At 64.1% G+C, this 25,222-nt stretch carries 21 protein-coding genes; 13 read left to right on the plus strand and 8 right to left on the minus strand.

Features of this window, described 5'->3' with window-relative positions; translation table 11 throughout:
* Positions 1–43 precede the first annotated feature (43 nt).
* Entirely contained in the window at positions 44–268 is a 225-nt protein-coding gene (locus H621_RS0101755) for a hypothetical protein (RefSeq protein WP_028941714.1), read from the minus strand.
* A 245-nt stretch (positions 269–513) separates the two neighbouring features.
* On the opposite strand from H621_RS0101755, the gene H621_RS0101760 reads away from it, so the two are divergent.
* From H621_RS0101760 to H621_RS28845, 3 genes are all read left to right on the plus strand, one after another.
* Entirely contained in the window at positions 514–1,707 is a 1,194-nt protein-coding gene (locus H621_RS0101760) for a sugar transporter (protein ID WP_028941715.1), read from the plus strand.
* Between the two features lie 343 nt (positions 1,708–2,050).
* Positions 2,051–3,718, plus strand: a complete 1,668-nt coding sequence (locus tag H621_RS0101765) for a sodium:solute symporter family protein (protein WP_028941716.1) — start codon at positions 2,051–2,053, stop codon at positions 3,716–3,718.
* The gene (locus H621_RS28845; RefSeq protein ID WP_209420922.1) at positions 3,709–3,831 is read left to right on the plus strand and encodes a putative transporter small subunit; all 123 of its coding nucleotides are present in this window, start codon (positions 3,709–3,711) and stop codon (positions 3,829–3,831) included. The genes H621_RS0101765 and H621_RS28845 overlap by 10 nt, the downstream gene beginning before the upstream one ends.
* Before the next feature lie 10 nt (positions 3,832–3,841).
* On the opposite strand, the gene H621_RS0101775 is transcribed toward H621_RS28845, so the two are convergent.
* Positions 3,842–5,365, minus strand: a complete 1,524-nt coding sequence (locus H621_RS0101775) for an FAD-dependent monooxygenase (RefSeq protein ID WP_028941717.1) — start codon at positions 5,363–5,365, stop codon at positions 3,842–3,844.
* Between the two features lie 12 nt (positions 5,366–5,377).
* Positions 5,378–5,992: a LysE family translocator gene (locus H621_RS0101780; protein ID WP_028941718.1), complete on the minus strand. Its 615-nt coding sequence runs from the start codon at positions 5,990–5,992 to the stop codon at positions 5,378–5,380.
* Positions 5,993–6,156: 164 nt separating this feature from the next.
* Here H621_RS0101780 and H621_RS0101785 point away from each other — a divergent pair, with 164 nt between their 5' ends.
* Together H621_RS0101785 and H621_RS0101790 are read left to right on the plus strand one after the other, a co-directional pair.
* Positions 6,157–6,789, plus strand: a complete 633-nt coding sequence (locus tag H621_RS0101785) for a hypothetical protein (protein ID WP_028941719.1) — start codon at positions 6,157–6,159, stop codon at positions 6,787–6,789.
* On the plus strand, positions 6,782–7,432 hold the full coding sequence (locus H621_RS0101790) for an RES family NAD+ phosphorylase (protein ID WP_028941720.1): 651 nt from the start codon (positions 6,782–6,784) through the stop codon (positions 7,430–7,432). Before H621_RS0101785 ends, H621_RS0101790 begins: the two co-directional genes overlap by 8 nt.
* Before the next feature lie 391 nt (positions 7,433–7,823).
* Here the strand turns inward: H621_RS0101790 and H621_RS0101795 are convergent, their stop codons facing one another.
* The 5 genes from H621_RS0101795 to fdnG are packed head-to-tail and all read right to left on the minus strand — an operon-like array spanning position 7,824 to position 13,579.
* A complete protein-coding gene (locus H621_RS0101795; RefSeq protein ID WP_028941721.1) occupies positions 7,824–8,051 on the minus strand; it encodes a hypothetical protein in 228 nt (75 codons plus the stop codon).
* 24 nt (positions 8,052–8,075) lie between these two features.
* Positions 8,076–8,984 carry a formate dehydrogenase accessory protein FdhE gene (gene fdhE, locus H621_RS0101800; RefSeq protein WP_028941722.1) on the minus strand — a complete coding sequence of 303 codons (909 nt, stop codon included), beginning with the start codon at positions 8,982–8,984 and terminating at the stop codon, positions 8,076–8,078.
* Entirely contained in the window at positions 8,981–9,625 is a 645-nt protein-coding gene (locus H621_RS0101805; RefSeq protein ID WP_028941723.1) for a formate dehydrogenase subunit gamma, read from the minus strand. The genes fdhE and H621_RS0101805 overlap by 4 nt, the downstream gene beginning before the upstream one ends.
* Positions 9,622–10,512: a formate dehydrogenase subunit beta gene (gene fdxH / locus H621_RS0101810; protein WP_301843000.1), complete on the minus strand. Its 891-nt coding sequence runs from the start codon at positions 10,510–10,512 to the stop codon at positions 9,622–9,624. The genes H621_RS0101805 and fdxH overlap by 4 nt, the downstream gene beginning before the upstream one ends.
* 16 nt (positions 10,513–10,528) lie before the next feature.
* A complete protein-coding gene (gene fdnG, locus H621_RS0101815) occupies positions 10,529–13,579 on the minus strand; it encodes a formate dehydrogenase-N subunit alpha (protein ID WP_084167901.1) in 3,051 nt (1,016 codons plus the stop codon).
* Positions 13,580–14,034: 455 nt separating this feature from the next.
* Between fdnG and H621_RS0101825 the strand changes: the two genes are divergently transcribed.
* Genes H621_RS0101825 through H621_RS0101860 form a run of 8 tightly spaced genes read left to right on the plus strand, consistent with a single transcriptional unit; the run spans position 14,035 to position 25,214 of the window.
* Positions 14,035–16,185: a TonB-dependent receptor family protein gene (locus H621_RS0101825; RefSeq protein ID WP_245219027.1), complete on the plus strand. Its 2,151-nt coding sequence runs from the start codon at positions 14,035–14,037 to the stop codon at positions 16,183–16,185.
* Positions 16,186–16,229: 44 nt separating this feature from the next.
* On the plus strand, positions 16,230–17,936 hold the full coding sequence (locus tag H621_RS0101830; RefSeq protein WP_028941727.1) for an ABC transporter substrate-binding protein: 1,707 nt from the start codon (positions 16,230–16,232) through the stop codon (positions 17,934–17,936).
* Entirely contained in the window at positions 17,933–18,865 is a 933-nt protein-coding gene (locus tag H621_RS0101835; protein WP_028941728.1) for an ABC transporter permease, read from the plus strand. The genes H621_RS0101830 and H621_RS0101835 overlap by 4 nt, the downstream gene beginning before the upstream one ends.
* A gap of 20 nt (positions 18,866–18,885) precedes the next feature.
* Complete coding sequence (locus H621_RS0101840) at positions 18,886–20,175, plus strand: acyl-CoA dehydrogenase family protein (RefSeq protein ID WP_028941729.1); 1,290 nt, start codon at positions 18,886–18,888, stop codon at positions 20,173–20,175.
* Positions 20,176–20,197: 22 nt separating this feature from the next.
* Complete coding sequence (locus H621_RS0101845; protein WP_028941730.1) at positions 20,198–21,541, plus strand: LLM class flavin-dependent oxidoreductase; 1,344 nt, start codon at positions 20,198–20,200, stop codon at positions 21,539–21,541.
* 26 nt (positions 21,542–21,567) lie between these two features.
* Positions 21,568–22,623, plus strand: a complete 1,056-nt coding sequence (locus H621_RS0101850; RefSeq protein WP_028941731.1) for an NADP(H)-dependent aldo-keto reductase — start codon at positions 21,568–21,570, stop codon at positions 22,621–22,623.
* A 30-nt stretch (positions 22,624–22,653) separates the two neighbouring features.
* On the plus strand, positions 22,654–23,556 hold the full coding sequence (locus tag H621_RS0101855) for an ABC transporter permease (RefSeq protein ID WP_028941732.1): 903 nt from the start codon (positions 22,654–22,656) through the stop codon (positions 23,554–23,556).
* Complete coding sequence (locus H621_RS0101860) at positions 23,553–25,214, plus strand: dipeptide ABC transporter ATP-binding protein (RefSeq protein ID WP_028941733.1); 1,662 nt, start codon at positions 23,553–23,555, stop codon at positions 25,212–25,214. Before H621_RS0101855 ends, H621_RS0101860 begins: the two co-directional genes overlap by 4 nt.
* The last annotated feature ends 8 nt before the right edge of the window (positions 25,215–25,222 follow it).

The raw sequence follows: 25,222 nt of genomic DNA on the forward strand, positions 1-25,222 counted from the left end.
AGCCATGAAGCCGGGTTGAGCTTAATGTCAGGTGTGGCGACGATCAGCGAAAACGCGGTAGCGGGCGTTCGACGTTGAGCGAGGTCAGGGTCTTTTTGACCAGGGCTTCGTCGGCTTCCACCGCCTTGAGGCTGGCGCGGATCTTGCCGGCCACAGGGATATCGCCCTGGCGGTCGATCCAGTCGGCAATCTCTTTGCAGGCGCTGGCCAATGTGGTCTGCCGATGGTCGATCAGGGTCAGAAGTTTGGTGATTTCTTTGTCGGACATGGTGTAATCCTCCGCGTGCGAATTCAGTGTAGCAGTGCCCGCTAAAACTGCAGATGCACGCCCGCCGCGCGGTTGTGACCCGGCCCATGACGTACTATCCTTGCCGCCAAGCGATACCCCGCATACTTATAACCAATTCCTCTGCGCACACGCTTCCACTCAGGTCCGACGGCCTTGGGTGCTTCATGCTGGGCGCACGATCCGTGCCTTGCGACTGCAATCGATCTGGAGTAACACCCCCACCGATGAATACCCCCGTGGATGCGCGAGCCGGCAGCTGGCTCAGTGTGATCGCCCTGGCCCTGGCGGCCTTTATCTTCAACACCACCGAGTTCGTGCCGGTGGCCCTGCTCAGTGATATCGGCGAAAGCTTTCAGATGCCAACCGCCCAGGTCGGCCTGATGCTGACTATCTATGCCTGGGTGGTAGCCCTGGCGTCGCTGCCGATGATGCTGCTCACCCGCAACATCGAGCGGCGTAAACTGCTGATCATCGTCTTCGCGTTGTTCATCGTCAGCCACCTGCTCTCGGGGGTGGCGCAGAGCTTTGGCATGCTGCTGCTCAGCCGTATCGGCATCGCCCTGGCCCACGCCGTGTTCTGGGCCATCACCGCATCGCTGGCCGTGCGGGTGGCGCCGCCGGGGCAACAGGCCAAGGCCCTGGGGCTGCTGGCGACTGGCACCACCCTGGCGATGGTCATGGGCATCCCCCTGGGGCGGGTAGTAGGGGAGGCGCTGGGTTGGCGCACCACCTTCCTGGCCATTGCCGGGGTGGCATTGGCGACCTTGATTTGCCTGGTCAAGTCGCTGCCGTTGCTGCCTAGCCAGAACTCGGGCTCGCTGCGCAGTGTACCGGTGTTGTTCAAGCGCCCGGCACTGGTCACGGTGTATGTGCTGGTGGCGCTGGTGATTGCCGCGCAGTTCACCGCCTACAGCTACATCGAGCCCTTTGCCTTGAACGTCGCGCAGATCAGTGGCGAGCTGACCACCGTGTTGCTGTTGCTGTTCGGTGGTGCTGGGGTGTTTGGCTCAGTGCTGTTCAGCCGCTACAGCGAACGTTTCCCCAGCGGTTTCCTGATTGCCGCCATTGCCATGCTGGCGGCCTGCCTGTTGCTGCTGTTGCCGTTGTCCGCCGACTTCGGCCTGCTCGGTACGCTGAGTGTGTTCTGGGGCATCTCGATCATGTGCTTCAGCCTGGCGCTGCAGTCCAAAGTGCTGATCCTGGCTTCCGATGCCACGGACGTGGCCATGGCAATGTTCTCGGGGATCTACAACATCGGTATTGGCGCCGGGGCCTTGATCGGCAGCCTGGTCAGCGTGCATATGGGGCTGGCCAATATCGGCCTGGTGGGTGGCTCGCTGGCAGTGGTCGGCCTGCTGTTGTGCGGGGTCACCACCTACCGCTTTGCCAATGCCGGTATGGCCGATCGCCCGCTGTAGCGTTCAGGGGGACGGGTCCAAGGCTGGACCATCGCCCCCTGTCTCCCTATACTCCCTCTCTCGCAATTCACCATTGGCCCTGCTTTTGCCGGGTCAACATCCAGGTCACGCTCAGTGGCCCGACGCCCAGCGTCGAAGCACGCTCTGCCTTGTTTCGCAGATACCTCGCGCCCCAGGCGCGTCTTGCACATTCGCGCAAGTCCACGCGCATCCGCAATTCTGCTCAGTGTTTCGACGGCTTGGCCATGGGGCTCGCCGCCCATCGCACCCCGCGCAAACGGCCTTCTCGCAGCCACCTCTGGTCATGCATGACCGAACCTGCGAAAGAGAAAGGGAAAACACGATGCAAGACACTGCTTTTTTTCAGCTGTCAGCCGCCTCGGCGATTCTGCTGCTGGTCGGCTTCTACGGCACCACCTTCCTCCTGTCACTGTTGATTCGTGAGAAAAACGAAAACGTCGATGGTTTCATGGTCTCCAACAGCGCCGTGGGTTTCGGGCTGTCGAGCGCGAGCATGATCGCCACCTGGATCTGGGCCGCCTCGTTCTATGCCAGCGCCACGTCGGGCTTCAAGTACGGCCTCTCCGGGCCACTGCACTATGGCTTCTGGGGCGCGCTGATGATCCTGTTCATCTACCCCTTCGGTAGGCGCTTTCGCCAACTGGCGCCCAAGGCCCACACGCTGGCCGAAATCCTTCACGCCCGCCATGGCACCTCCAGCCAGATGATCATGGCGGTGTCCAACATCATTGGCAGTTGCATCAGCCTGATGGTCAATTTCACGGCTGCGGGTGCGCTGGTGTCGATGCTCAGCCCGCTGACTTTCATCCAGGGCGTGCTGATCGCCGGTCTCGGGGTACTGTCGTATACGCTGTGGTCGGGCTTTCGCGCCTCGGTGATGACCGACTTCGCCCAACTGGTGGCGATGATCCTGGCCGCGGTCATTATTATTCCGTTGATCTTTTTCAATGCCGGTGGTCCCGACCTGCTGGCCGCCAATATGTGGCGCCTGGATGCCCAGCAAGCCGACTTCTACTCCACCAAGGCGATCCTGGAGCAGGGCGCACCGTACTTCGTGGCCGTGCTGGCCTATGCCATTGGCAACCAGACCATTGCCCAGCGTCTGTTCGCCGTGCGTGAAGACTTGATCAAGCCGACCTTCCTGACTGCCACCATCGGCTATGGCGCCATCGTCATCGGCCTGGGCATGCTGGGTCTGCTGGCGTTGTTCACCGGGCTCGAGCCCGTCAACGGCGACATGAACAACATCATTCCGCAGATGGCCTCGACCTACCTGCCCCCTGTTGGAATTGCGTTGTTCTTCATTCTGGTGATCGGCTCGCTGTCATCGACCGCCGATTCCGACCTGACCGCACTTTCGGCGATCGTCATGACCGATGTGTACGGCAAGAACCTCGCCAAGGGCAACCCGGACCCGCGTCGCATGCTCTGGTGGGGGCGCGCGACCATGGTGATTGCCACGCTGTTCGGCGTGGTATTCGCCAGTCTCAAGTTCGACATCCTGGTCATGCTGGTGTTTGTCGGTGCCCTGTGGGGAGCGATTGTGTTCCCGGTGATCGCCAGTTGCTATTGGGACCGGGTCAACAACCGCGCCTTTGTCTGGTCGGTGTTGTCGGCGGTGCTGCTGTTCACCGTGGTGCGCTTCGAACTGGTGCAGGTCGACGGTGCGGTGGCGGTGTTCTTCGAAATCTGCGCGGCGGTGGGTGGCGCGGTGGTGCTGGGGCTGATGACCTTCGGCTTTTTCGGGCGCATGGCGGCATTTGCGGTGGCTGCAGTGGCACTGGCAATCATGCTGCCGACGTTCATCGGCACCTTGCGCGAGTACATCGTGCTGTTGGGTTCGCTGACCGCCTACGGGGTCAGCACAGTGGTCTGCGTGGCCCTGAGCCTGCGCAACCACGAGCGTTTCGACTTCGACCTGCTGGCAACGCGGGTGACCTCGTTCCAGCGTGAACAACCTTCGATACAAGGAGAAGTGGTATGTGGTTGACAGTATATTTTCTGGTCTGGCCGGCGATCTCGCTGGTGGTACTGATGGTGCTGCTGGTGACCCTCTGGCGCGATATACGTGCAGCCCGCAAGCGCGGCGAGGCAATGATCTGACGGCCGCGTATCAGCGGCCGGTCAGCCCGCGCTCGGCAAAGTACTGCTCCAGTACCTCCGCCCCAGCGTTGCTCCAGGCCAGGGCGACGTAGCTGTCGGGGCGCAGCAGGTACACCGCATCGCGCATCAGCCCGGCAGCTTCATGGGCTTCGCTCCAGTTGAATACCTCCACCGGTATGCCACGGGTGCCGCACCATTGCACCAGGTCGGCACCTACCGCGCCGTACACCTGTACTTGCCAGCGCACGCGGGTCAGGGTGCTGTAGTTGTCGCGTCCGTCATCGGCCACCCATGGCATGCGATCGCCGCCATGAACATGGCCGGCGCTGCCAACGCTGAGCGGCATGTCGCGATAGTTGATGCCGATTTGCGAGACCGTCCGAAAGAGGAATTCGCGCGCCGACTTCAACGCTACCACTCGCGGGAACAGGCGCGGTGCCAGGCGGGTGCGCAGCAGGCCGGCCAGGCGGCCATCGGCGGTGATGAAGTTGAACACCTGGTCGGTGGTCGCCACCAGCCGCCTGGCAAAGGCGCTGCGTTCGATCTCGAAGGTGTCGAGCAGGCTGTCCTCGGCCTGGCCGCGCAGCACGCTGGTCAGCTTCCAGGCGAGATTGATGGCATCACCGATACCGGTGTTCATGCCCTGGCCACCGGCCGGGCTGTGAACGTGGGCGGCGTCGCCGAGCAGGAACGCACGTTGCTGGCTGAACTGCTCGGCTACCCGATGATGGACCCGGTAGGTGGAAAACCAGTTCACCTGTTGCACCTGCACCTTCAGGTGCTCGATAGCCCGCTGGCTGACATCTTCGAAGCGCAGTTTATCGGGGTGTTCGGCACGTTCATCGCGCACTGTACCGATCAGGCGCGCACGGCCACTGCCTGCCAGGGGAAAGACAGCCAGAAAGTCTGCCTCGTCCAGGTCCACGTGCAGTTCACCGTTGAGTGCCGGGCCCTGGGCCTGCACATCGGCCACATAGAACACCTGCTGGTAGGTGCCGCCAGGAAAACCGATGCCCAGTGCCTTGCGCACGGTCGAGCGGGCACCGTCGCAGCCGGCCAGGTAAGCCGCTTCGCACTGCGCCTGCAGCCCGTCGGCGTGGCGCAACTGGGCGCTGACGCCCCCCTCATCCTGGTTGAAGCCCAGCAGTTCGGTCTGGCGCTCCACTTCCACACCAAAACCTCGCAAGCGCTCGATCAGCAGTTGCTCGTGCTCGTCCTGGGGGTAGATGTGCAGGAAGGGGTAGGGGGTCAGGTCGGCACCAATTGCGCTGAAGGGCAGGCGCGCGGCTGCTTCGCCTTTGACCCAGAGGTTGGCCGCCGGCACCCGGTGGCCCTGCTCGAGGACCGCCGAAGTGAGGTCCAACTGACGGTACAACTCAAGGGTCCGGGCCTGCACCGCCAGGGCGCGCGAGGTAGTACCGGGGCTGGCGGTCCGGTCGATGATGCGCACCTTCACGCCCAGCTTGCTCAGCCACAACGCCAGCACCAGCCCGGTGGGGCCGGCACCGACGATCAGTACCTCACAGCGGTTCATCGCACGCGCTCCTCAGCGCTGGGCGAACGCCAGGTTCAGGCCCAGGCCGGCAAAGGATGCCGCAAAACTGCGGCGCAGCCAGTTCTGCACCTGCGGCGACTCGATCACCGCGCGGCGGAACAGGTTGGCCAGCAGGCCGTACAACATGAACACCACCAACGTCATGAGCATGAACACCCCGCTGAGGCTGAGCATCTGCGCGGTCACCGAGCCACCCTGCTGGGTGATGAACTGGGGTAGGAATGCCAGGAAGAAAATGGTCAGCTTGGGGTTGAGGATGTTCAACAGGCCCGCCCGCAGCATCAGGCTGCCAGCGCTGCCGACCTTGGTGTTGCTGTCGACGGCAAAGGCCGAGCGGTCGCGCCAGGTGGCGTAGGCCAGGTACAGCAGGTAGGCGACGCCCGCGAACTTCAGCGCCTGGAAGGCCAGGGCACTGGTGTGCAGGATTGCCGACAGCCCGAGGATCGAGGCCAGCAAGTGCGGGACGATCCCGGCGGTGCAACCGAGCGCCGTGTACAGGCTGGCACGCGTGCCGGCCACCAGGGCGGTGGAGATGGTCAGGATCACACCGCTACCGGGGATCAGCACGACGATCAGGGAGGTAATGAGAAAATCCAGGCTTGGCATTGTGTTGCGCTCCATGCACGCAGGGGGAAAGACACTCCCCCAAGTGTAAGACGGCCCACAGGATTTGCGCGCCGGTCGTCGGCACGAGTGCGCGCGGATGGAGGTGCAGGGTGATCTGGATTAGTATGAATTATTCATATCCGATCTAATCATGCGGAGGTCCCATGAACCGCCGGACCGATCCTAAGCAGCAGCAGCGGCAGCGCGAAGCCGAAAAAGTCGTCGCCGTGGCCCTTGCCCAGGCCAGCCCGCGCGAGGCAGATGCCATTGCCGAAACCTTTGCCAGCATTGCCGGGTTCGTCAAAGACCTGGTTGGTCGCCAGCACCGGCAGGCGCTGGAGTCCATCGTCGAGGCCCTGGTACCCAAGGTGCCGCCCACGCCCACCGCGCTCAAGGAGGCTGCGATGCTGGCCCAGGCGCGTACGGCAGTGCTGGAGAGCGGCGAGTGGCTGACCGCGGCGCAGATCGCCGGGCTTGCCGGGTTCAGCCTGAGCAACCCCAGCGCCCAACCCAACAAATGGAAGCGTGAAGGGGCGATCTTTGCCTTGCGCCACCATGGTGTGGATTACTTTCCGGCCTATGGCCTGGACGCTGCCGGCGGCTACCGGCCGTTGAAAGCCATGGCCCCGGTGCTGGAGCGGTTTGGCGAGCATAAAGACAGCTGGGGCCTGGCCTACTGGTTCATGTCGGCCAACAGCTTTCTGGCGGGACAGCGTCCGCTGGACCTGCTGGCCCGGGAGCCTGACCGGGTACTTGCCGCTGCCGAGGATGAGCTGCAGGTTGTAGCCCATGGCTGATACGCCGCAGCCGCCAGACAGGCTGCAGCTATCGACCCTGACCTGGGCGGCGGGTACGCCGATTCATCGGGTACACCTCGATTGCTATGGCGCTGACCAATTCAATCCAGGCCTTCGGGGCAATGCGCGTTTCAGTCCGATTCGTGATGTGCATGGACGGCCGATTCCGACGTTGTACGGTGGCACCAGTTTCGATTGTGCGGCGATGGAGACGGTGTTTCATGACGTGCCCTTTGTGGCCGGGTTCAAAACCTATGACAAGGGCAAGCTGGTGGGGCAGCAACATTCGTTGCTGCACTGCGGGCAGGATTTGTTGTTGGTGGATCTGGGTAGCAAGGCGCTGCGCAAGCTGGGGGTGCCGCGCAAGGTGTTGATCGATACCGAGAAGGATCAGTATCCGTTGACGCGGCTGTGGGCCGAAGCGATTCACAGGCAATGCGCTGAGGTGCAGGGGTTGTGCTGGACGTCGCGCCAGGATGACAGTGCGCGGGCGTTGATGTTGTTCGGGGATCGGGTTGGGGCTGCAACGCTGGTCCAGCAGGGAGAGGGGCGTAGCCTGTTGGCTGATAGTGCGGTGTATCTGCAGGTGCTGGGGTTGGCGGAGCTGATTGGGGTGTTGCTGGTGGCGGGGCGGGTGGGTTGATCCGTACCACGCGGCCAGGGGCCCTACCTTCGCTGTGCTCTTGCTGTGTGGGGGAGCGGATTCATCCGCGATCGGCCGCGCCGCTGCCGTAATGCAGGCAACACCGAATGTGCAGGCTGGACAGGCTTCTCGCGGGGCAAGCCCGCTCCTACTGGTACGAGCGGGCTTGCCCCGCGATTCGGCCTTGTGTGTTTAACCATTGTTGAGGGTGATGCGCAGTCACCTTTGCGCCCTTACGGCGCCTTACTTCTTCAGTCGAAAAAAAGTAGGCAGAATTCTCGCCCCACCAGGGGCTCTACGCTGCGCGACACCTCCGTTCGGCCCTTCTGGTCAACGGGGCCGGACGATCAAAGTCAAGAGCACAATTCGCTGTGCTCTGGCCCGCGATGGTTTACTCCGCCTTGCCCCGCACGATACGGCCGCTCTTGATTTCGTCGGCATACGCGTGAAGCTTGTCGGAGTCTTTATACAGCCGGTTCATCAAGTGCAACACGGCCACCACATCGACGCCGTCGATGCGTTCGGCCAGTTTGCTGATTTCACCCGCTGTGCGCTCAAGGTTCGAGGCGACGCTCTTGAGGTCGCGCTTGAGTTCAGCAGACGATTTTTTCAGGCCCATGGGAAACCTCTGTGGTGGGCGATATCAACCCGGAAATAGAAACGGACTGATGCCACTACGCCCGTACCCTTCACGTTCCACCTCGGCATCCAGCGCCAGGGACGCCAGGTCGTCGGCCAGCAGTTCCTGGTCGCGGTCCTTTTCCGGGTAGAAGACTTTCAGGTAACTGTGACAGTCGTTGCAGCTTTCAGCCTTGAACGCGGCATCCTGACGGTCCAGCGACCAGTAGTCCAGCGCGCCGGTGCCTTCGCAGTTGCTGCACTTGACCCGCACCATGTGCCAACGGCACTCGCACAGGCTGCACTGCAGGTACCGCAAGCCGGCCTGGGCGCCGGTCATCACTACACTGGCCACCGGCGCGCTGGCGCACACCGGGCAGTGCTGGCGCTGTTCACCCAACGCGGCGCTGGCCGACGCGGGCAGGGCACTGGCCAGTTGGGTGAAGTACAGCGACAGCGCCGCCCACACAAACAGTGCCTGGCCACTGCCGACCTGCTCGAAGTCGCCCGTCAGCAAGGCACTGGCCAGGTCTTCCAGTTGTTCGGGGCTGTGCTCGCGAAGGCTGTCGAGGGTAGCGCGCACTGCCGGGTTGGCGTCGGCGTGCAAGTGATCGATCAAGCCGTGCAACAACGTTTGCCAGTACCGATCACGGGGGTAATCGGCGTTGTCGAGGGGGGGCTGGCCTGTGCCCAGTCGTTCAGCCAGACCCGTCACCAGCGCCGACGGCAACGGTATGTGTTCAAGCAACTGTTGCTGGGCCTGGGCCAGTTGCGCGCAAAAGTCGAGGTAGTCGCCCATGGCATGGCCCTGCGCCAGTTGGCGCAGGCGCGCGGCACGCTTGCTGTAGCGCTTCTTGAGTGCAGGAAGCAGTACGGCAACGATCTCGTTGACGCCGCCGGTGGGCGTTTGCACCGGGGTCATGTGGATGCTCATGGTTTGCTCCCTGGCTTGTCCTGCTTGCTGATCTGGCGGTACCAGCGGTCATGGTGGGTCTTGGCCCAGGCGCGGCTGACGTAGCCGGTGACCATGCCGCGGATCGAGCCTTTGACCCAGAACGCGAGGTAGGCATGGCCAATGATCAGCAGGATCAGGGCAATACCGGCCAGGGCGTGTACCAGCAAGCCGATGCGAATGGCCGGGATGCTGAACAGCGGCGCGAAATAAGGCCGCCAGATCACCACGCCGCTGAGCAGCAAGAGGCTGATCAGGCCCATGATTCCCCAGAACAGCACCTTCTGCCCGGCGTTGTACTTGCCGATGTTCAGCGCCGGGTCATGTTTGCCGGCCAGTACCTGCTTGACGTTCTTGAACCACTGCACGTCCTCGCGTTCGGGCAGGTTGTAGCGCACAAAGCGCACGAACAGGAACATCAGCAGCACGAACACCACGACCCCGAAGAACGGGTGGAGGATACGCGCCAGTTGCGGGGTGCCGAACACCGCGTTCAGGCCGTTGAACGAGGGGAAGAACCACGACAGGCCAGACAACGCCACGGCAAAGAAGCAGATCACCATGAACCAGTGGCAGGCGCGGTCGATGAAGCGAGTGCGCAGGATCAGTTTGTCGGTGTTCATGCGTGGGTGTCCTCCTCACGTTTCTCGTCCGCTTCGTCGACCTCGTTGGGGCCCACGCCGATGTAGTGGAACAGGGTGCCGGCCAGGGTGGCGAAGAACGCAGCCGCGGCCACCGGTTTCATCCAGCCTTTCCAGCCCTGGATGGCGGTGCTGATGCGCGGGTCGGTCGGCAGCTTGTGGTACAGCTGCGGTTTGTCGGCGTGCTGCAGTACGTACACCACATGGGTGCCGCCCACGCCTTGCGGGTCGTAGATACCGGCGCCGGCAAAGCCGCGGCCCTGCAGTTCGGTGACCCGCTCACTGGCCTGGTGCAGCATGTCCTGCTTGCTGCCGAAGTTGATCGCACCGGTGGGGCAGGTCTTGACGCATGCAGGCTCCTGGCCGACCGAAACGCGGTCCACGCACAGGGTACATTTGTAGGCCTTGTTGTCTTTCTGGCTGATGCGCGGCACATCGAACGGGCAACCGGCGATGCAGTAGCCGCAGCCGATGCAGTGCTCGGACTGGAAGTCGACGATGCCGTTGGCGTACTGGATGATCGCCCCCGGTTGCGGGCAGGCTTTCAAACAGCCGGGGTCGGCGCAGTGCATGCAGCCGTCCTTGCGGATCAGCCATTCGAGCTTGCCGCTTTCGTCTTCGACTTCGTCGAAGCGCATCAGCGTCCAGGTCTCGGCAGACAGGTCCGCCGGGTTGTCGTACACGCCAACGTTGTGGCCGACTTCGTCACGCAGGTCGTTCCACTCGTTGCACGCCACCTGGCAAGCCTTGCAGCCGATGCAGATGCTCACGTCGATCAGCTTGGCAACTTCAGCCTGGTGATCGCGGGTGTGTGGCGCCGGGGTCAGCACGCTGGTGGCCGAGCGGCGGACGATGTCTTGGGATTGCATGGACATGGTTTCGCCCTCAGACCTTTTCAATGTTCACGAGAAATGCCTTGTACTCCGGCGTCTGGGTGTTCGAGTCGCCGATGCCCGGGGTCAGGGTGTTGGCCAAGAAGCCCTTGCGGGTGGCGCCCTCGTAACCCCAGTGGCAAGGGATGCCGATGGTGTCGACATCCTGGCCGTTCACCGCCAGCCGGCGGATACGCTTGGTCACCACGGCCTTGGCCTTGATGTAGCCGCGCTGGGTGGTCACCTTGACCGTGTCGCCCTGAACGATGCCTTTGTCATTGGCCAGTTTTTCGCCGATCTCGATGAACTGCTCGGGCTGGACGATGGCGTTCAGCCGCGCGTGTTTGGTCCAGTGACGGAACAGCTCGGTGATCGAGTAGGTGGTGGCCACGTAGGGGAAGTCTTCGCGCTTGCCCATGCGCTTGCGGTCGCTTTCGTACACCCGCGCCGTAGGGCTGTAGGTAACGTTCGGGTGCAAGGGGTTGTTCGCCAGCGGGCTTTCGGTCGGCTCGTAATGCTCGGGGAACGGCCCGTCGTTCAGGGCGCCGACCGAGAACAGCCGGCCCAGGCCTTCGGGCAGCATGATGAACGGATTGACCTTGCCGCCGGGGGCGGCGTTGATGGCGAAGTCGGGTACATCGACGCCACTCCAGCGCTGGCCGTCCCAGCCAATCAACTTGCGTTTCGGGTCCCACGGGTTGCCCTGGGGGTCGGCCGAGGCGCGGTTGTAGAGAATGCGTCGGTTCTGCGGCCAGGCCCAGGCCCAGCCCGGCGTGCAGCCCAGGCCGCTGTCGGCATTGTCGCGCCGGGCCATCTGGTTGCCCTGTTCGGTCCAGGAGCCGGCAAAGATCCAGTTGAAGCACTGGGTGCTGCCGTCATCGCGCAACTGCGAAAAATCGCTGAGCAACTGGCCCTTGCGCAAGATCAGCTGGCCTTGCTCGTCGTGCAGGTCGGCCAGGGCGCGGCCGTTGGACTCCTTGGCCACTTCTTCGGGCTTGGGGTCGAACGGGTCGGCGTAGTCCCAGGCCATGTTGAGAATCGGAGCCGGGTTGGCACCGCCTTCTTTCTCATACAACGCGCGGATTTTCATGAACAGGTGGCCGAGGATCTTGCCATCGTGCCAGGCCTCGCCGGGCGGTGCGGCGCCTGCCCAATGCCACTGCAGCCAGCGCCCGGAGTTGACGATCGAGCCGTCTTCCTCGGCGAAACAAGAGGAGGGCAGGCGGAACACTTCGGTCTGGATCGCGGCAGTGTCGACATCGTGCTGCTCGCCGTGGTTCTGCCAGAAGCTCGACGTTTCGGTGGCCAGCGGGTCGATGATCACCAGGAACTTGAGCTTGGCCAGCGCCGCCTGGGCCTTGTTCTTGTCGGGGAAGGCCGCCACCGGGTTGAAGCCCTGGGCGATGTAGCCGTTGACCTTGCCCTCGAACATGCGGTTGCTGTAGTTGAGCACGTCGTAGCTGTCGTCCCATTTGGGCAGCCAGTCGAAACCCCAGTCGTTGTCTTTGGTGGCCTTGTCGCCCCACAGGCTCTTCATCAGGCTGATGAAGAACTTGGGTGTGTGCTTGTAGTAGTTGACCTGGTCTTCCAGCAGCGCCGTGGGGGTGGTCTGCTTGAGGTAAGTGGCCAGCGTGGTCTGCTCGTCGGAGGGCAGGTTCATGTAGCCGGGCAGGCGCAGCGACAGCAGGCCAAGGTCGGTGTAGCCCTGGATGTTGGAGTGGCCGCGCAGGGCGTTCACCCCGCCACCGGCCATGCCGATGTTGCCCAACAGCAGCTGGATCATGCCCGAGCCGCGGATCATCTGCGCACCGTTGGTGTGGTGGGTCCAGCCCAGGGCATAGAGGAAAGTGGCGGTGCGGTCGGGCACGCAAGTGCTGGCCAGGATCGCGCAGATCTCGAGGAAGTCCTCCTTGGGTGTACCGCAGATGTTAGTGACCACCTCGGGGGTGTAGCGGCTGACATGGGCCTTGAGCAGGTTCCACACGCAGCGCGGGTGGCTCAGGGTCAGGTCGCGCTTGGCATGGCCTTTTTCATCCAGCTCGTAGGTCCATGAGCTGCGGTCGTAACTGCGCTTGCCGGCATCGTAGCCGCTGAACAGGCCGTCGTCGAAGTGGTAGTCCTCGCGCACGATAAGGCTGGCATTGGTGTAGTGGCGCACGTACTCGTGCTGGACCTTGTCGTGGCTGATCAGGTAGTTGACCACGCCCATCAGGAAGGTCACGTCGGAGCCAGCGCGGATCGGCGAGTAGATGTCGGCCACCGCGGCGCTGCGGTTGAAGCGCGGGTCGACGACAATGACCTTGGCGCCGTTGCGAATCTTCGCCTCGATCACCCACTTGAAGCCTACCGGGTGTGCCTCGGCCGGGTTGCCACCCATGATCAGCACCACGTTGGCGTTCTTGATGTCGACCCAGTTGTTGGTCATCGCGCCACGGCCGAAGGTCGGCGCCAGGGCCGACACGGTCGGTGCGTGGCAGACCCTGGCCTGGCTGTCGGTGCCAAGAATCCCCAGGGCGCGGGTGAAGCGCTGGTCCAGCGAGCCGGTTTCGCTGCTGGCGGCCGAGGAGCAGAGCATGCCGGTGCTCAACCAGCGGTTGACCGTGGTGCCCTTGGCGTTCTTCTCGATGAAATTGGCGTCGCGGTCGTCCTTCATCAACCGGGCAATGCGCTCAATCGCATGGTCCCAGGTGATGCGCTGCCATTTATCCGAACCGGGCGCGCGGTATTCGGGGAACAGGAGGCGCTGCTCGCTGTGGACGTAGTCCACCAGGCCCGCGCCCTTGGGGCACAACGAACCACGGCTGACCGGGTGATCCGGGTCGCCTTCGATGTGGAAGATACGTGCCTTGGCGTTCTTGGCGCCGTCGCCGAGGCTGTACATGAGAATCCCGCAGCCCACCGAGCAGTAGGTGCAGTTGTTGCGGGTTTCCTTGGCGCGCAGCAGCTTGTACTGGCGCGACTGCGTGGCCTGGGCCATGCCGGGGGCAAAGCCCAGGGAGGCACAGGTGGCAGTGGCGACACCGGCGGTGCAGAGCTTGAAGAACTGGCGTCTGCCGAGTCCCATGGGTATCTCCTTATTTTTTAGCGGCTGCACAAAGCCACAGGCATGGGCATGCCCGGCAACAAGGCGTCGCAAGCGCAGTTGGCTGGGGTGAGGTCACGATTGGTTGCAGGCCCTGTCTGGCGCAGGGCTCGGATGACGCGGATGCGCGGTAGTGTATTCCCTTACTGAATGTATGGGCTAATCAAGGCTGTCGATGAGCCTATCGAGCAAATCTATCAAAGCATTTTTTACCAAGGCTTGATCTATCGCCTGGCCAACTGTTTGCCAGGCAACAGCAGATCCACACATCGCCTGTAATCCGAACAATGGTTTAACCGGCAATGGCGTGCCAACTACCCGTAAACAAAGGGTTTTAAAGGTTGGCACGGTCGCTGCAACAGCCCTCTTCGAGATTGACTATACCAATAGAAACTCGCCTATTTTTTAATCAGGTGGGGAGCAAGACCTTGAATTTCGTGCCTCGGGCAACATCCGCAATACGCATTCATTCGACCAAAGTAGTAGGGAGAGATTGGACACTGGCCGGCGTTGGCGCAGCACTGCTGACCCTGGCCCCCTTGGCCGAGGCCCAGGACGGCGCAGCACCCGAACAACGCCTGCAGACCGTGACGGTCCAGGCCGCAAAAGTCACTCCAGTGGAACAGGCCCAGGCGCAACTGGACGAAATCCCCGGGGGCACCAGCCTGGTCACTCAGGCCGAGGTGGAGAAGGGCCGCTCGGCGACCCTGGAAGACACCCTGGCCTACCAGCCGGGTGTGTATGCCCAGGCCGCCGGTGGCAACGACGCGATCAAGATTTCCATTCGTGGCTCGGGCGCCAATACCTCGCCTGGCTATTTCCGCGAAGGCACCAAGTTCCTGTTCGACGGCCTGGCACTCACCGGCGCCGGCGGCACGCCCTATGAGCTGCTCGACACCCAGGGCCTGAACTACACCGAAGTGCTGCGCGGGGCCAACGCCTTCGAGTTCGGCGCCTTGTCATTGGGTGGGGCCATCAACTTCGTCACCCAGTCGGGTCTCACCGCGCCGGGTAACCGCATTAAGGTCGAGGGCGGCAGCTTCGGCTGGCAAAAGCAGACCTTGAGCACCGGCGGCGCGGCAGGCAATGGCGATTACTTCATCAGCGTCGACAACTCGCGCCGCGACGGCTACCAGGATTTCACCTTCACCAAGGCCAAGGGCGTGGTGACCAACTTCGGCTATCGCTTCAACCCGAAACTCGAAACCCGCTTGTATATCCGCTACCGCGAGGAGTACCACGAGAACTCGGGCACCCTGACCCGGGCGCAACTGAAAAAGAACGCCACCCAGACCAACCCGGCCACCCAGGCCACCCGCGCCGACTCCACCAAGGAAGGCTCGACCTGGGTCGGCAGCAAGACCACCTACACCTTCGACGACGACTCGACGCTGGTGGCCGGCCTGGTCTATCACAACTACCCGCAGATCCTCAGCAAGAAGAGCACGGTCAACCCCAACTACTGGGACTGGCGCGACATCAACTACTCGCTCAACTACACCCGCAGCGATGAACTGCTGGGCCTGCCCAGCACCACCACGGTGGGCTGGACCAGCACCCAGCACATCCGCTCGGGGGTGCGTACCTACAAGGGTGACAAAGACCTTGGCGTGCTGCAGAAGCAGGTCGAGTACGACGGCTCCTTCGACCATGTGTTCACCCTGGGCAACGACCTGGGCCTGACCGACAACCTGTACCTGTCTACCGGCGTCTCGGCCATCGAGGTCAAGCGCAATGTCGATGTGACCTTCAGCGACCGGCCCAACACCAGCAGCTTTCCCAGCCATTACCGCTACCAGGAATGGAAGCTGGCGCCGCGTGCAGGCCTGCGTTACTACGTGACGCCCGATGTGCAGGTGTTCGGCAACGTCAGCCGTTCAATCGACCCGCCCAGCTCCTGGTCCAGTTCCGGTTCCGGGGTCACCACCAACTTCGCCAAGACCCTGGTGCCGCAAAGCGCCAACACCGTGGAACTGGGCATTCGCGGTCGCTCGGAGATCTTCGACGGCAGCCTGACCCTGTACAAATCCTGGATCAAGGACGAGTTGCTCAACGTCGAGATCATCCCGGCGACCACCACCTCGGCTTCGGTGGTCTCCACCGCCAACGCCAGCCCGACCATTCACCAGGGCGTCGAAGCGGGGCTGACCACCAAGTTGTGGCAACGGGCCAACGGCGATGTACTGAGCTGGCGCCAGGCCTACACCCTCAACGACTTCCACTACCAGCACGACCCGCTGTTCAGCAAGAACGAGCTGCCCGGCCTGCCCAAGCACATCTATCAGGGCGAGCTGTTCTACCAATACGCCAACGGCTTCTACGCCGGGGTCAATGTGCGCTCGGCCTCGCGCACGGCGGTGGATTACGCCAACAGTTTCTACGCGCCGTCCTACACCTTGTGGGGGGCACGCCTGGGCTACGACGCGCCGAACAACAAGTGGCAGGTGTACCTGGACCTGAAGAACCTCACCGACCAGGACTACGCCACCGCACTGCTGCCTACCTATGACGCCAGAGGCCAGGACACCGCGGCGCTGTATCCGGGTGACGGTTTCGGTGCCTACACCGGTATCGCCTACAACTTCTGAGCCAGGGGCGGGTGCCGTTTGCTCGGCACCCGCGGGAGAACCACATGAGTGTATTCACACGGCTGGGCGCGCTCGGCGCGCTGCTGGCCCTGGCGGCCTGCGAGCCTGCGGGTGACGCGGGGCAGGGCGCTACCAGCGCAATCGATGGTACGTTCAGCAACGGTACCCTGAGCTATGCCGCCCAGGATTATTTCGAGGCCACACCGGGCAAGTCCGGCGGCACCCTGCGGGTATCGACCGCCTCGGACACCACCACCCTGGATGTACACTCGATTTCCCACGGCAATGTGCAGTGGCTGGGGCGCATCCTGTTCGACTGCCTGTTGTACCAGGACGAGCAGGGCAACATCTCGCCGTGGCTGGCCAAGGCCTGGGATATTTCGGCCGACGGCAAGACCTACACCTTTCACCTGCGTGACGACGTGACCTTCAGCGACGGCGAGAAATTCAACGCCCGCGCATTGCAGGTCAACCTTGAGCACATGCGCGACCCGGCCACCAAGTCGCCGCTGGCGGCGGCCTACATTGCTCCCTATGTGGACGGGCGCATCATCGATGAGTACACCTTCGAGGCGCACCTGCGCGAGCCCTATTCGCCGTTTCTCGATGTGCTGGCGCAATCCTGGCTGAGCATGATTTCGCCCCGCCAGATTCTCGAAGCACCCAAGAGCATCGCCGAGCACCCGATCGGCTCCGGGCCCTTCGTACTGGAAAGCTACACCCGTGACCAGGGGGCTAACTTCGTCAAGCGCAAGGGCTACAACTGGGCGCCGGCCGTGACCCGTCACCAGGGCGAGGCCTACCTGGACCGCCTGGAGCTGAGTATCGTCCCTGAGCCGATGATCCGCTTCAGTACCCTGGAGTCGGGCCAGTCGGACTTCACCGTCGATGCCCCGACCCAGAACGCCCGGGCGATTCGCAGCAACCCCGCGCTCGAACTGCGCAGCCGCATCCGCAAGGCCAACCCGTTTCGCAGCCTGACCTTCAACGTCGAGCGCTTTCCCTTTGATGACGTCGACGTGCGTCGGGCCGTGGCCAAGGCCATCGACCGCGAAGGCCTGGCGTGGATCACCGGCTTTGGCGAGTACTTGGCCAAGGGTGATTTTCTCGCGGCCAACACCCGCTACTACGACCCGGCGTTCAAGGATGCACTGGCCTACGACGTGAACGAGGCCAACCGCATACTCGACCAGGCTGGCTGGCAGCAACGCGATGCCCAGGGTTATCGGGTCAGGAACGGCCAGCGCCTGGCCGCGCACCTGCTCACCTACGAGACCGCCGCCTACCCCAGCAGCATCGCCGTGGCCATCCAGTCGGACCTGAAAAAGATCGGCCTGGAAATCGACATCGACCTGCTGCCGCTGGCACAAGTCACCCAGCGCCGCTACGCCAGCGATTTCCAGCTGATCGGCGGCGGCTACTGGCACACCAATACACCGGACGGGCTGTTCATTCTCTACCACAGCCAGGCGATCAGCACGGCCAAGTTGATCGGCCAGAACGCCGGACGTTTTCGCGACACCGAACTTGACCGGGTGCTCAGCGCGGCCCGGCGCACTACCGACCCGGCTGAGCTGGCCGGGCTCTACCGCACCGCCCAGGAACGTCTGGCATACACCATTCCGGCGGTACCGGTGTTCGAGAGCCATGTGCTGCTGGCTTACCGCAAAGCGGTCAAGGGCTTGATTTTCGACACCTCGCACAACACCCCGTTTTTCACCAGCGTCTGGCTCGACCAGGAGGGCCTATGAACACCCTGCAGCGTATTTTCTGGCGCCTTGCGGCCGGTGTCGGCGTGCTCTGGGGCGCAGCAACCCTGACCTTCCTGGCCATCAACCTCAGTGCTGGCGACCCGGCGCTGGCGATTCTTGGCGGCCCCGAGGCGATGCCCAGTGCCGAGCTGATTGCCCAGGTGCGCACCGAATATGGTCTGGACCAGCCGCTGCTGGTGCAGTACGGCCAATACCTGGGGCGCTTGGCCCAGGGCGATCTGGGCGAGTCGTACCGGTTGCGCATGCCGGTGCTGCAAGTGATCGGCGGGCAACTGGGCGCCACCGTGCAGCTGTCGCTGGCCGCGGCGCTGGTGTCGGTGCTGCTGGCGCTGGTGTGCGCGGTGCTCAGCGCCAACCGGCCGCGTTGGGTGCGTTCGCTGGTGTCCGGTACGGAGCTGGTGCTGTCGTCGGCGCCATCGTTCGTGATCGGCATCCTGTTGTTGTTGCTTTTTTCATTTGGTTGGCACCTGTTGCCGCCCTCGGGCTCCGGCAGCTGGCAGGCGTTGATCTTGCCCAGCCTGGCACTGGCCTTGCCAATTGCGGCGGTGCTGACCCAGGTGCTGCGCCAGGCGCTTGAGGACATCCTCGAACAACCCTTCATCGCCATGGCCCGGGCCCGGGGCATGTCCGAGACTGGCGTGCGTCTCAAGCACGCGCTGCGTCATGCCCTGGTGTCGCTGGTGACGCTGTCGGGGTTTGTTTTCGCAAGCCTCCTGGGCGGCGCAGTGATCATCGAAATGTTGTTTGCCCGCCAGGGCATCGGCCGGCTGATGCTCGACGCCGCCCTGAGCAAGGACATGCCGTTGCTGCTGGGCATCACCCTGCTGGCGGCGGCCATTTATGTGGTCGTCAACTTTGTCGTCGACCTGATCAACCATTGGGTCGACCCCCGTAGCACTCGGGTATGAACCCGCATCAAGGACTCACCATGACTGCTCATCAACCGCACACCCCACAGGCCGCCAGCAGCGCCGGCCTGGATTACCCGCAACTGCTGGCACGCTTTGCCCCGCTGTTCAGCCGTATTGGCCAAGGCGCGGTCGAACGCGAACAGCAGCGTCAGCTGGCTCACGACCCCGTGACCTGGTTGCGCCAGGCGGGCTTTGGTGCGCTACGTGTGCCCCTGGCCCAGGGCGGCTCGCACGTCAGCCTGCCGGTGCTGTTTCGCTTGCTGATCGATCTGGCCGAAGCAGATTCCAACCTGCCGCAGATCTTCCGTGCCCACTTCGGCTTTGTCGAAGGCCGGCTCTCCAGTGACGATGCCGATTCCCGGCAGTACTGGCTGACCAAGGTGGCGGCCGGGCAGCTGTGGGGCGCGGCCATGGCCGAGCGCACCGACACCACCGGCAACTCGGTGCTGCTCAGCCCGGCCGACCCCGCAGCGCCTGAAGCCGGCTGGTTGCTGGATGGCGAGAAGTACTACTGCACCGGCGCCATCTACGCCGATTGGCTGGCAGCGGTGGCGGTGGACGACAAGGATTTTGTCAGCGTGGTGGTCTCGACCTCGGCCCCTGGCGTGCGCCTGGAAGACGACTGGGACGGCTTTGGCCAGCGCCTGAGCGGCAGCGGCACCACCCGCTTCAATCAAGTGGCGGTGGCGCCGGAGCAGGTATTGCGCCGCTTCAAACCGGGCGAGTTGCGCGCCGAGTCGTACCTTTCGGCGTTCTACCAGCTGTTCCACCTGGCCACCCTGGCCGGTATAGCCCGCGCCGTGCAGCGCGATGCCACCGCGTTCGTGCAGGGCCGCACCCGCGCCTTCGGCATTCCCGGGCAGTCCAGCCCCAAGGATGATCCGCTGGTGCAACGGGTGATCGGCCGCCTGTCGAGCCTGGCCTATGCCGCGCAAGCCCTGGTGCTGGACGTGGCCCAGGTGCTGCAGCAGGTACACGAAGCCGAGCAGAGCGGTTCGGTCACCGAAGCCCATTACGTGGAGGCCGACATCCGCACCTTCCAGGCCCAGCAGATCGTGCTGGAGCAAGTGCTGGAAGCCACCACCTTGCTGTTCGAGGCAGGCGGAGCCTCGGCCACCAGCCAGGCCCGGCGCCTGGACCGTCACTGGCGCAATGCCCGCACCCTGGCCTCGCACAATCCGGCGATCTACCGCGAGCAGGCACTGGGCAACTACTACCTGAACGGCATCAGCCCGGGTGCGGCCTGGCGTGCATTGCATGCCGCGCAGCAGGATACCGGTGCCCGCGATGAAGCCAGTGCCGTTTGAAACCCCTCACTTTGGAGTTGCCATGAGCCAGTCCACCGCACAGATGAGCATCGGTATGAATATCCTCGGCTTCGGCGCCCACGCCGGGGCCTGGCGCAAGGCCGAGGTGGCCGCCGATGCCTACCTGGATGTCGAGTATTACCGCAACATCGCCCGCATCGCCGAACGCGGCAAACTCGATGCGATCTTCCTTGCCGATGGCCCGGCGCTGGTCGGTGACATCGCCCAGCAGCCCGCCGGGCGTCTGGAGCCGACTGTACTGCTCACCGCCGTGGCCCTGGCGACGCAGCACATCGGCGTGATCGCCACGGCATCGAGCAGCTACAACGACCCATTCAACCTGGCCCGGCGCTTCAGCTCGCTCGACCATATCAGTGGCGGGCGCGCGGCCTGGAACGTGGTCACCAACGCCGGCGACGCCGCCGCGCAGAACTTCGGTCTGGCCGGGGCACCGCGTCACGTCGACCGCTATGCCCGGGCCGACGAGTTCATCGACGTGACGCTCAAACTGTGGGACAGCTGGGAAGACGATGCGGTGATCGGCGATGCCCGTGACGGGCGCTTTGCCGACCCGTCCAAGGTCCATGCCATCGACTTTGTCGGCCAGCACTTCTCGGTCAAGGGGCCGCTGAACCTGCCGCGCTCGCCCCAGGGCCGGCCAGTGCTGGTGCAGGCCGGTTCATCCGAGGGCGGCAAGGCCCTGGGCTCGCGCTATGCCGATGCAATCTTCACCACCCAGACCACCCTGGTCGATGGCCTGGCGTTCTACCAGGAGATGAAGCAGCGCGCTCGTCAGTGGGGGCGCAACCCCGAGCACCTGAAGATCATGCCGGGGCTGTCGACGGTGATCGGCAGCACCGAGGCCGAGGCCCATGCGCGCTTCGATGAGTTGAATGCCTATTACGGCGAAGAAGGGCTGATCAACCAGGTGGCGGCGCGGGTAGGGCTGGCGGTCAGCGAGCTGCAACTGGACGCGCCCTTGCCGTGGGAGCGCATTGGCCCGGTCAATGCCTTCGAGCGCGGCTCCCATGGGTTTCTCGAAGCCCAGTTGAACCTCGCGCGCCGGGAGAACCTGACCATTCGCGAGCTGTCGCGGCGGATTCTGGTAGGCCACCGGCTGATGGTCGGCACCCCGGAGCAGGTCGCCGACACCCTGGAGCACTGGTTCCGTGCCGGTGCCGCCGACGGCTTCAACATCATGCCCGACATGTTCCCTTCCGGTGTCGAGGCGTTTGTCGACGAGGTGGTGCCGCTGCTGCAAAAGCGCGGTGTGTTCCGCCACGACTACCAGGGCAGCACCCTGCGTGACCACCTGGGCCTGCCGTACCCGGCCAGCCAATACCAACGGGCAGCCGCGGCTGTCTGAATTCTCCTATCGCACACGGACTCACCATGATCAAACGCACACTCGGCAACAGCGACATCCAGGTCAGCATCCTCGGCCTTGGCACCATGACCTGGGGCCACCAGAACAGCGAAAGCCACGCCCACCAGCAGCTCGATGCGGCCCTGGCTGCCGGCATCAACCTGATCGACACCGCCGAGATGTACCCCACGCCAACCCACGCCGAAACCTGGGGCAGCACCGAGCGCTTCATCGGTAGTTGGCTGGCCAAAACCGGGCGGCGCAATGAGGTGGTACTGGCCAGCAAGATCATCGGCCCGGCACGCCAGCCGGGGGCGGGCGCGCATATCCGCCAAGGGCGTACGCGCCACGACCGCGCCAACATTGTCGCGGCCCTGGACGGCAGCCTCAAGCGCCTGCGAACCGAATACCTGGACCTCTACCAACTGCACTGGCCGGACCGCACCACCAATATTTTTGGCCAGCGCGAATATCCCTATGTGGCCGACGACGCCCAGACTGTGAGCATCGGCGAAACACTTCAGGTGCTGGCAGAGCAGGTGAAGGCGGGCAAGATCCGCCATATCGGTGTGTCCAACGAAACGCCCTGGGGCGTGGCCGAGTTCCTGCGCCAGGCCCGCGAGCAGGACCTGCCGCGCATTGTCAGCATCCAGAACCCCTACAGCCTGCTCAATCGCCTGTACGAGGGTGGCCTTTCGGAGTTCAGCCAGCGTGAAAACCTCGGCCTGCTGGCCTACTCGCCGCTGGCCTTCGGTGCCCTGACCGGCAAGTACCTCAACGGCGCCTTGCCCGAGGGCTCGCGGCTGTCGTCGGTGTACCGCACCTTCAATCGCTACGACAGCCCCGGCGCCCACCAGGCCATTGCCGCCTACGTGGCACTGGCCGCCGAACTGGCGCTGAGCCCGGCGCAGTTGGCCCTGGCTTTTGTCATCAACCAGCCCTTTGTCAGCAGCGCCCTGACCGGGCAGACCAGCCTTGTGCAACTGGCCGACAACCTCGATGCGCTGGATGTGAAGCTCGACCAGGAGACGCTGGCGCGCATCGAACAGATCCACCGCCAGGTCCCCAACCCGGCGCCTTGAATCCCAACCCTTTGTGACTGGAGGTGGCCGATGGCGCCGATCAATTCAACTGCCGCGGTGTTGCCCAGTGCCGGGCTGATCCAGGCCCAGGCGCGCTTTGGCAGACGGCGTCGACAGCTGCAACAACTGGCTGTGCGCCCGGGCCTGGTGCTGGCGGCGCTGTTCGTCGCGCTGCTGCTGGCGGCCGCGCTGGCGCCAGGCTGGCTGGTGTCGGCCGACCCGCTGGAGGCCAGCGCGCGCCAGGCGTTCCAGCCTCCGAGCAGCCTGCATTGGCTGGGTACCGACGAGAACGGCCGCGACATTCTTGCGCGGCTGGTGTACGCGGTGCGCCCCTCGCTGGTGCTGGGCCTGAGCGCCACCGCCCTGGGCCTTGTACTGGGGACCGTGCTGGGGCTGGCAGCGGGGCTCGGACCGCGCTGGGTGGATGGTGCCGTGATGCGCCTGGTGGACGTGCTGCTGGCGTTTCCCGACCTGCTGCTGGCACTGGTGATCATCACCTTTTTCGGTCAGGGCGCCGTCAACACTATCATCGCCGTGGGTGTCGCCAGTGTGCCGCGCTATGCCCGCCTGGTGCGTGCGCAAACCCTGGTGGTGCGCGGTGCCGGCTATGTGGAAGCGGCCACTACCCTGGGCCTGGCACGGCGTCAGGTGATCTGGCGGCACGTGCTGCCCAACGCCATCAAGCCGATCCTGATCCTGGCCACCATCGGCATCGGCAGCACTATCGTCGCCGGCGCCGCCCTGAGCTTCCTCGGCTTTGGCGCGCCGCCGCCCGAGCCGGAGTGGGGCGGCATGCTCGCCATTGGCCGCAATTACCTGGCCAACGCCTGGTGGCTGGCGACCTGGCCGGCCCTGGCGATCACCCTCACCGTGGTTTCGATCACTGCCATCGGCCGCGAACTGCTGCGCCGCAACGAAGGTAAACGCTCATGAACGCGAGCATCAAACCGCTGGAACCCTTGATTGATGTGCGCGACCTGCAGGTGCGCTTTGCAAACGGCGCGCCGGTGCTCAAGGGCATCAGCTTCAACCTGCAGGCCGGGGAGTGCCTGGCATTGGTGGGCGAGTCCGGCTCGGGCAAGAGCGTCACCTCGCGCACCCTGGCCGGGCTCACCGGCGCCCATGCCCAGGTTCAGGCCAGTCGCCTGGCGTTTGCCGGGCAGGATCTGCGTGCGTTCTCGGAGCGCGCCTGGCGCCAGGTGCGCGGCGCGCAGATCGGTTTTGTCATGCAGGACGCCCTGGGCTCGCTCGATCCCTTGCGGCCGGTGGGCAAGGAAATCGAAGAACCCCTGCAACTGCACGGCGCATTGAACCGTGAGCAGCGCCAGGCACGGGTGCTGGAACTGCTGCGCCTGGTGGGCGTGCCGTCGCCTGAACTGCGGGCGCGGCAGTATCCCTGGCAGTTGTCGGGTGGGTTGCGCCAACGGGCATTGATCGCCTCGGCCATTGCCTGCAACCCGCGCCTGCTGATCGCCGACGAGCCCACTACGGCGCTGGATGCCACCGTGCAGGCCCAGGTGCTGGACCTGCTTGAATCGCTGCGTGGCGACAGCACCGCCATGCTGATCGTCAGCCATGACCTGGCGGTGGTTTCGCGCCTGGCCAATCGGGTGGCGGTGATGCACAACGGGGTGATCGTCGAGCAGGGCAGCGTCGAAGCGGTGCTGCAGGCCCCGCAGCACCCCTACACCCAGTACCTGCTCAAGGCGGGTGCTGCCGTGCATTTTCGCCGGCCCCAGTTGCCCGCGCTGGCCGCGGTTAGCCAGGCGCCGGTCGAAACCGCTGCGCCACTGTTGCAGGTGCAGGGCCTGAGCAAAGCCTTCAAGGGCCCGGACGGGCAACTGCGCACGGTGGTCGATGGCGTCTCGCTGCAACTGCACAAGGGCCGCACCCTGGGGATCGTCGGTGAGTCGGGCTCGGGCAAGACCACCCTGACCCGAATGATCCTCGGCCTGGAACCCCCCGATGGCGGTGATATCCAGATCAAGGGCCGGCCCTGGCTGAGCCTTGGCGATGGTGAAAAACGCCAGCTGCGGCGCAGCATCCAGGTGGTGTTCCAGGACCCGCTGAGCTCCTTCGATCCACGCTACACCGTGCAGCGGGTGCTGTTTGAGGCGCTGGAAGTGGCCGGGCACCTGCGCGCCAGCTGGCGCACCCGAGCGCTGGAACTGCTGGACCTGGTACGCCTTGATGCGGGCCTGCTGGAGCGTCGCCCGATCGAGCTGTCCGGCGGCCAGCGACAGCGCATCGCCATTGCCCGGGCGCTGGCGGCGCAGCCGCAGATGCTGGTGTGCGACGAGCCGGTTTCAGCCCTGGATGTGTCGGTGCAGGCGCAGATTCTCGAGCTGCTCGACGACCTCAAGCAGCGACTGGGCCTGGCGTGCCTGTTCATCTCCCACGACCTGGGGGTGATCAACCATGTCAGCGACCATGTGCTGGTGATGAAGGACGGCGTGGCGGTGGAAAGCGGCCCGGTGCGCGATGTTTTCGACCGCCCGCAACACCCCTATACCCGTGCCTTGCTCGATGCCATCCCGCACCTGGAAAGCGGCCGGCGCACCCGTTTTGAATTTCTCCGCCTGGCGATCTGACTCGCCCG

Origin of the sequence: Pseudomonas vranovensis DSM 16006 (genome assembly GCF_000425805.1) — a bacterium.
In the GTDB taxonomy this organism is placed as follows: Bacteria; Pseudomonadota; Gammaproteobacteria; order Pseudomonadales; family Pseudomonadaceae; genus Aquipseudomonas; species Aquipseudomonas vranovensis.

What these genes read in the sequence shown, in the direction of transcription:
- H621_RS0101755 (WP_028941714.1), bottom strand. Translation starts at nt 268, where the DNA reads ATGTCCGACAAAGAAATCACCAAACTTCTGACCCTGATCGACCATCGG.
- H621_RS0101760 (WP_028941715.1), top strand. Translation starts at nt 514, where the DNA reads ATGAATACCCCCGTGGATGCGCGAGCCGGCAGCTGGCTCAGTGTGATC.
- H621_RS0101765 (WP_028941716.1), top strand. Translation starts at nt 2,051, where the DNA reads ATGCAAGACACTGCTTTTTTTCAGCTGTCAGCCGCCTCGGCGATTCTG.
- H621_RS28845 (WP_209420922.1), top strand. Translation starts at nt 3,709, where the DNA reads ATGTGGTTGACAGTATATTTTCTGGTCTGGCCGGCGATCTCGCTGGTG.
- H621_RS0101775 (WP_028941717.1), bottom strand. Translation starts at nt 5,365, where the DNA reads ATGAACCGCTGTGAGGTACTGATCGTCGGTGCCGGCCCCACCGGGCTG.
- H621_RS0101780 (WP_028941718.1), bottom strand. Translation starts at nt 5,992, where the DNA reads ATGCCAAGCCTGGATTTTCTCATTACCTCCCTGATCGTCGTGCTGATC.
- H621_RS0101785 (WP_028941719.1), top strand. Translation starts at nt 6,157, where the DNA reads ATGAACCGCCGGACCGATCCTAAGCAGCAGCAGCGGCAGCGCGAAGCC.
- H621_RS0101790 (WP_028941720.1), top strand. Translation starts at nt 6,782, where the DNA reads ATGGCTGATACGCCGCAGCCGCCAGACAGGCTGCAGCTATCGACCCTG.
- H621_RS0101795 (WP_028941721.1), bottom strand. Translation starts at nt 8,051, where the DNA reads ATGGGCCTGAAAAAATCGTCTGCTGAACTCAAGCGCGACCTCAAGAGC.
- fdhE (WP_028941722.1), bottom strand. Translation starts at nt 8,984, where the DNA reads ATGAGCATCCACATGACCCCGGTGCAAACGCCCACCGGCGGCGTCAAC.
- H621_RS0101805 (WP_028941723.1), bottom strand. Translation starts at nt 9,625, where the DNA reads ATGAACACCGACAAACTGATCCTGCGCACTCGCTTCATCGACCGCGCC.
- fdxH (WP_301843000.1), bottom strand. Translation starts at nt 10,512, where the DNA reads ATGCAATCCCAAGACATCGTCCGCCGCTCGGCCACCAGCGTGCTGACC.
- fdnG (WP_084167901.1), bottom strand. Translation starts at nt 13,579, where the DNA reads ATGGGACTCGGCAGACGCCAGTTCTTCAAGCTCTGCACCGCCGGTGTC.
- H621_RS0101830 (WP_028941727.1), top strand. Translation starts at nt 16,230, where the DNA reads ATGAGTGTATTCACACGGCTGGGCGCGCTCGGCGCGCTGCTGGCCCTG.
- H621_RS0101835 (WP_028941728.1), top strand. Translation starts at nt 17,933, where the DNA reads ATGAACACCCTGCAGCGTATTTTCTGGCGCCTTGCGGCCGGTGTCGGC.
- H621_RS0101840 (WP_028941729.1), top strand. Translation starts at nt 18,886, where the DNA reads ATGACTGCTCATCAACCGCACACCCCACAGGCCGCCAGCAGCGCCGGC.
- H621_RS0101845 (WP_028941730.1), top strand. Translation starts at nt 20,198, where the DNA reads ATGAGCCAGTCCACCGCACAGATGAGCATCGGTATGAATATCCTCGGC.
- H621_RS0101850 (WP_028941731.1), top strand. Translation starts at nt 21,568, where the DNA reads ATGATCAAACGCACACTCGGCAACAGCGACATCCAGGTCAGCATCCTC.
- H621_RS0101855 (WP_028941732.1), top strand. Translation starts at nt 22,654, where the DNA reads ATGGCGCCGATCAATTCAACTGCCGCGGTGTTGCCCAGTGCCGGGCTG.
- H621_RS0101860 (WP_028941733.1), top strand. Translation starts at nt 23,553, where the DNA reads ATGAACGCGAGCATCAAACCGCTGGAACCCTTGATTGATGTGCGCGAC.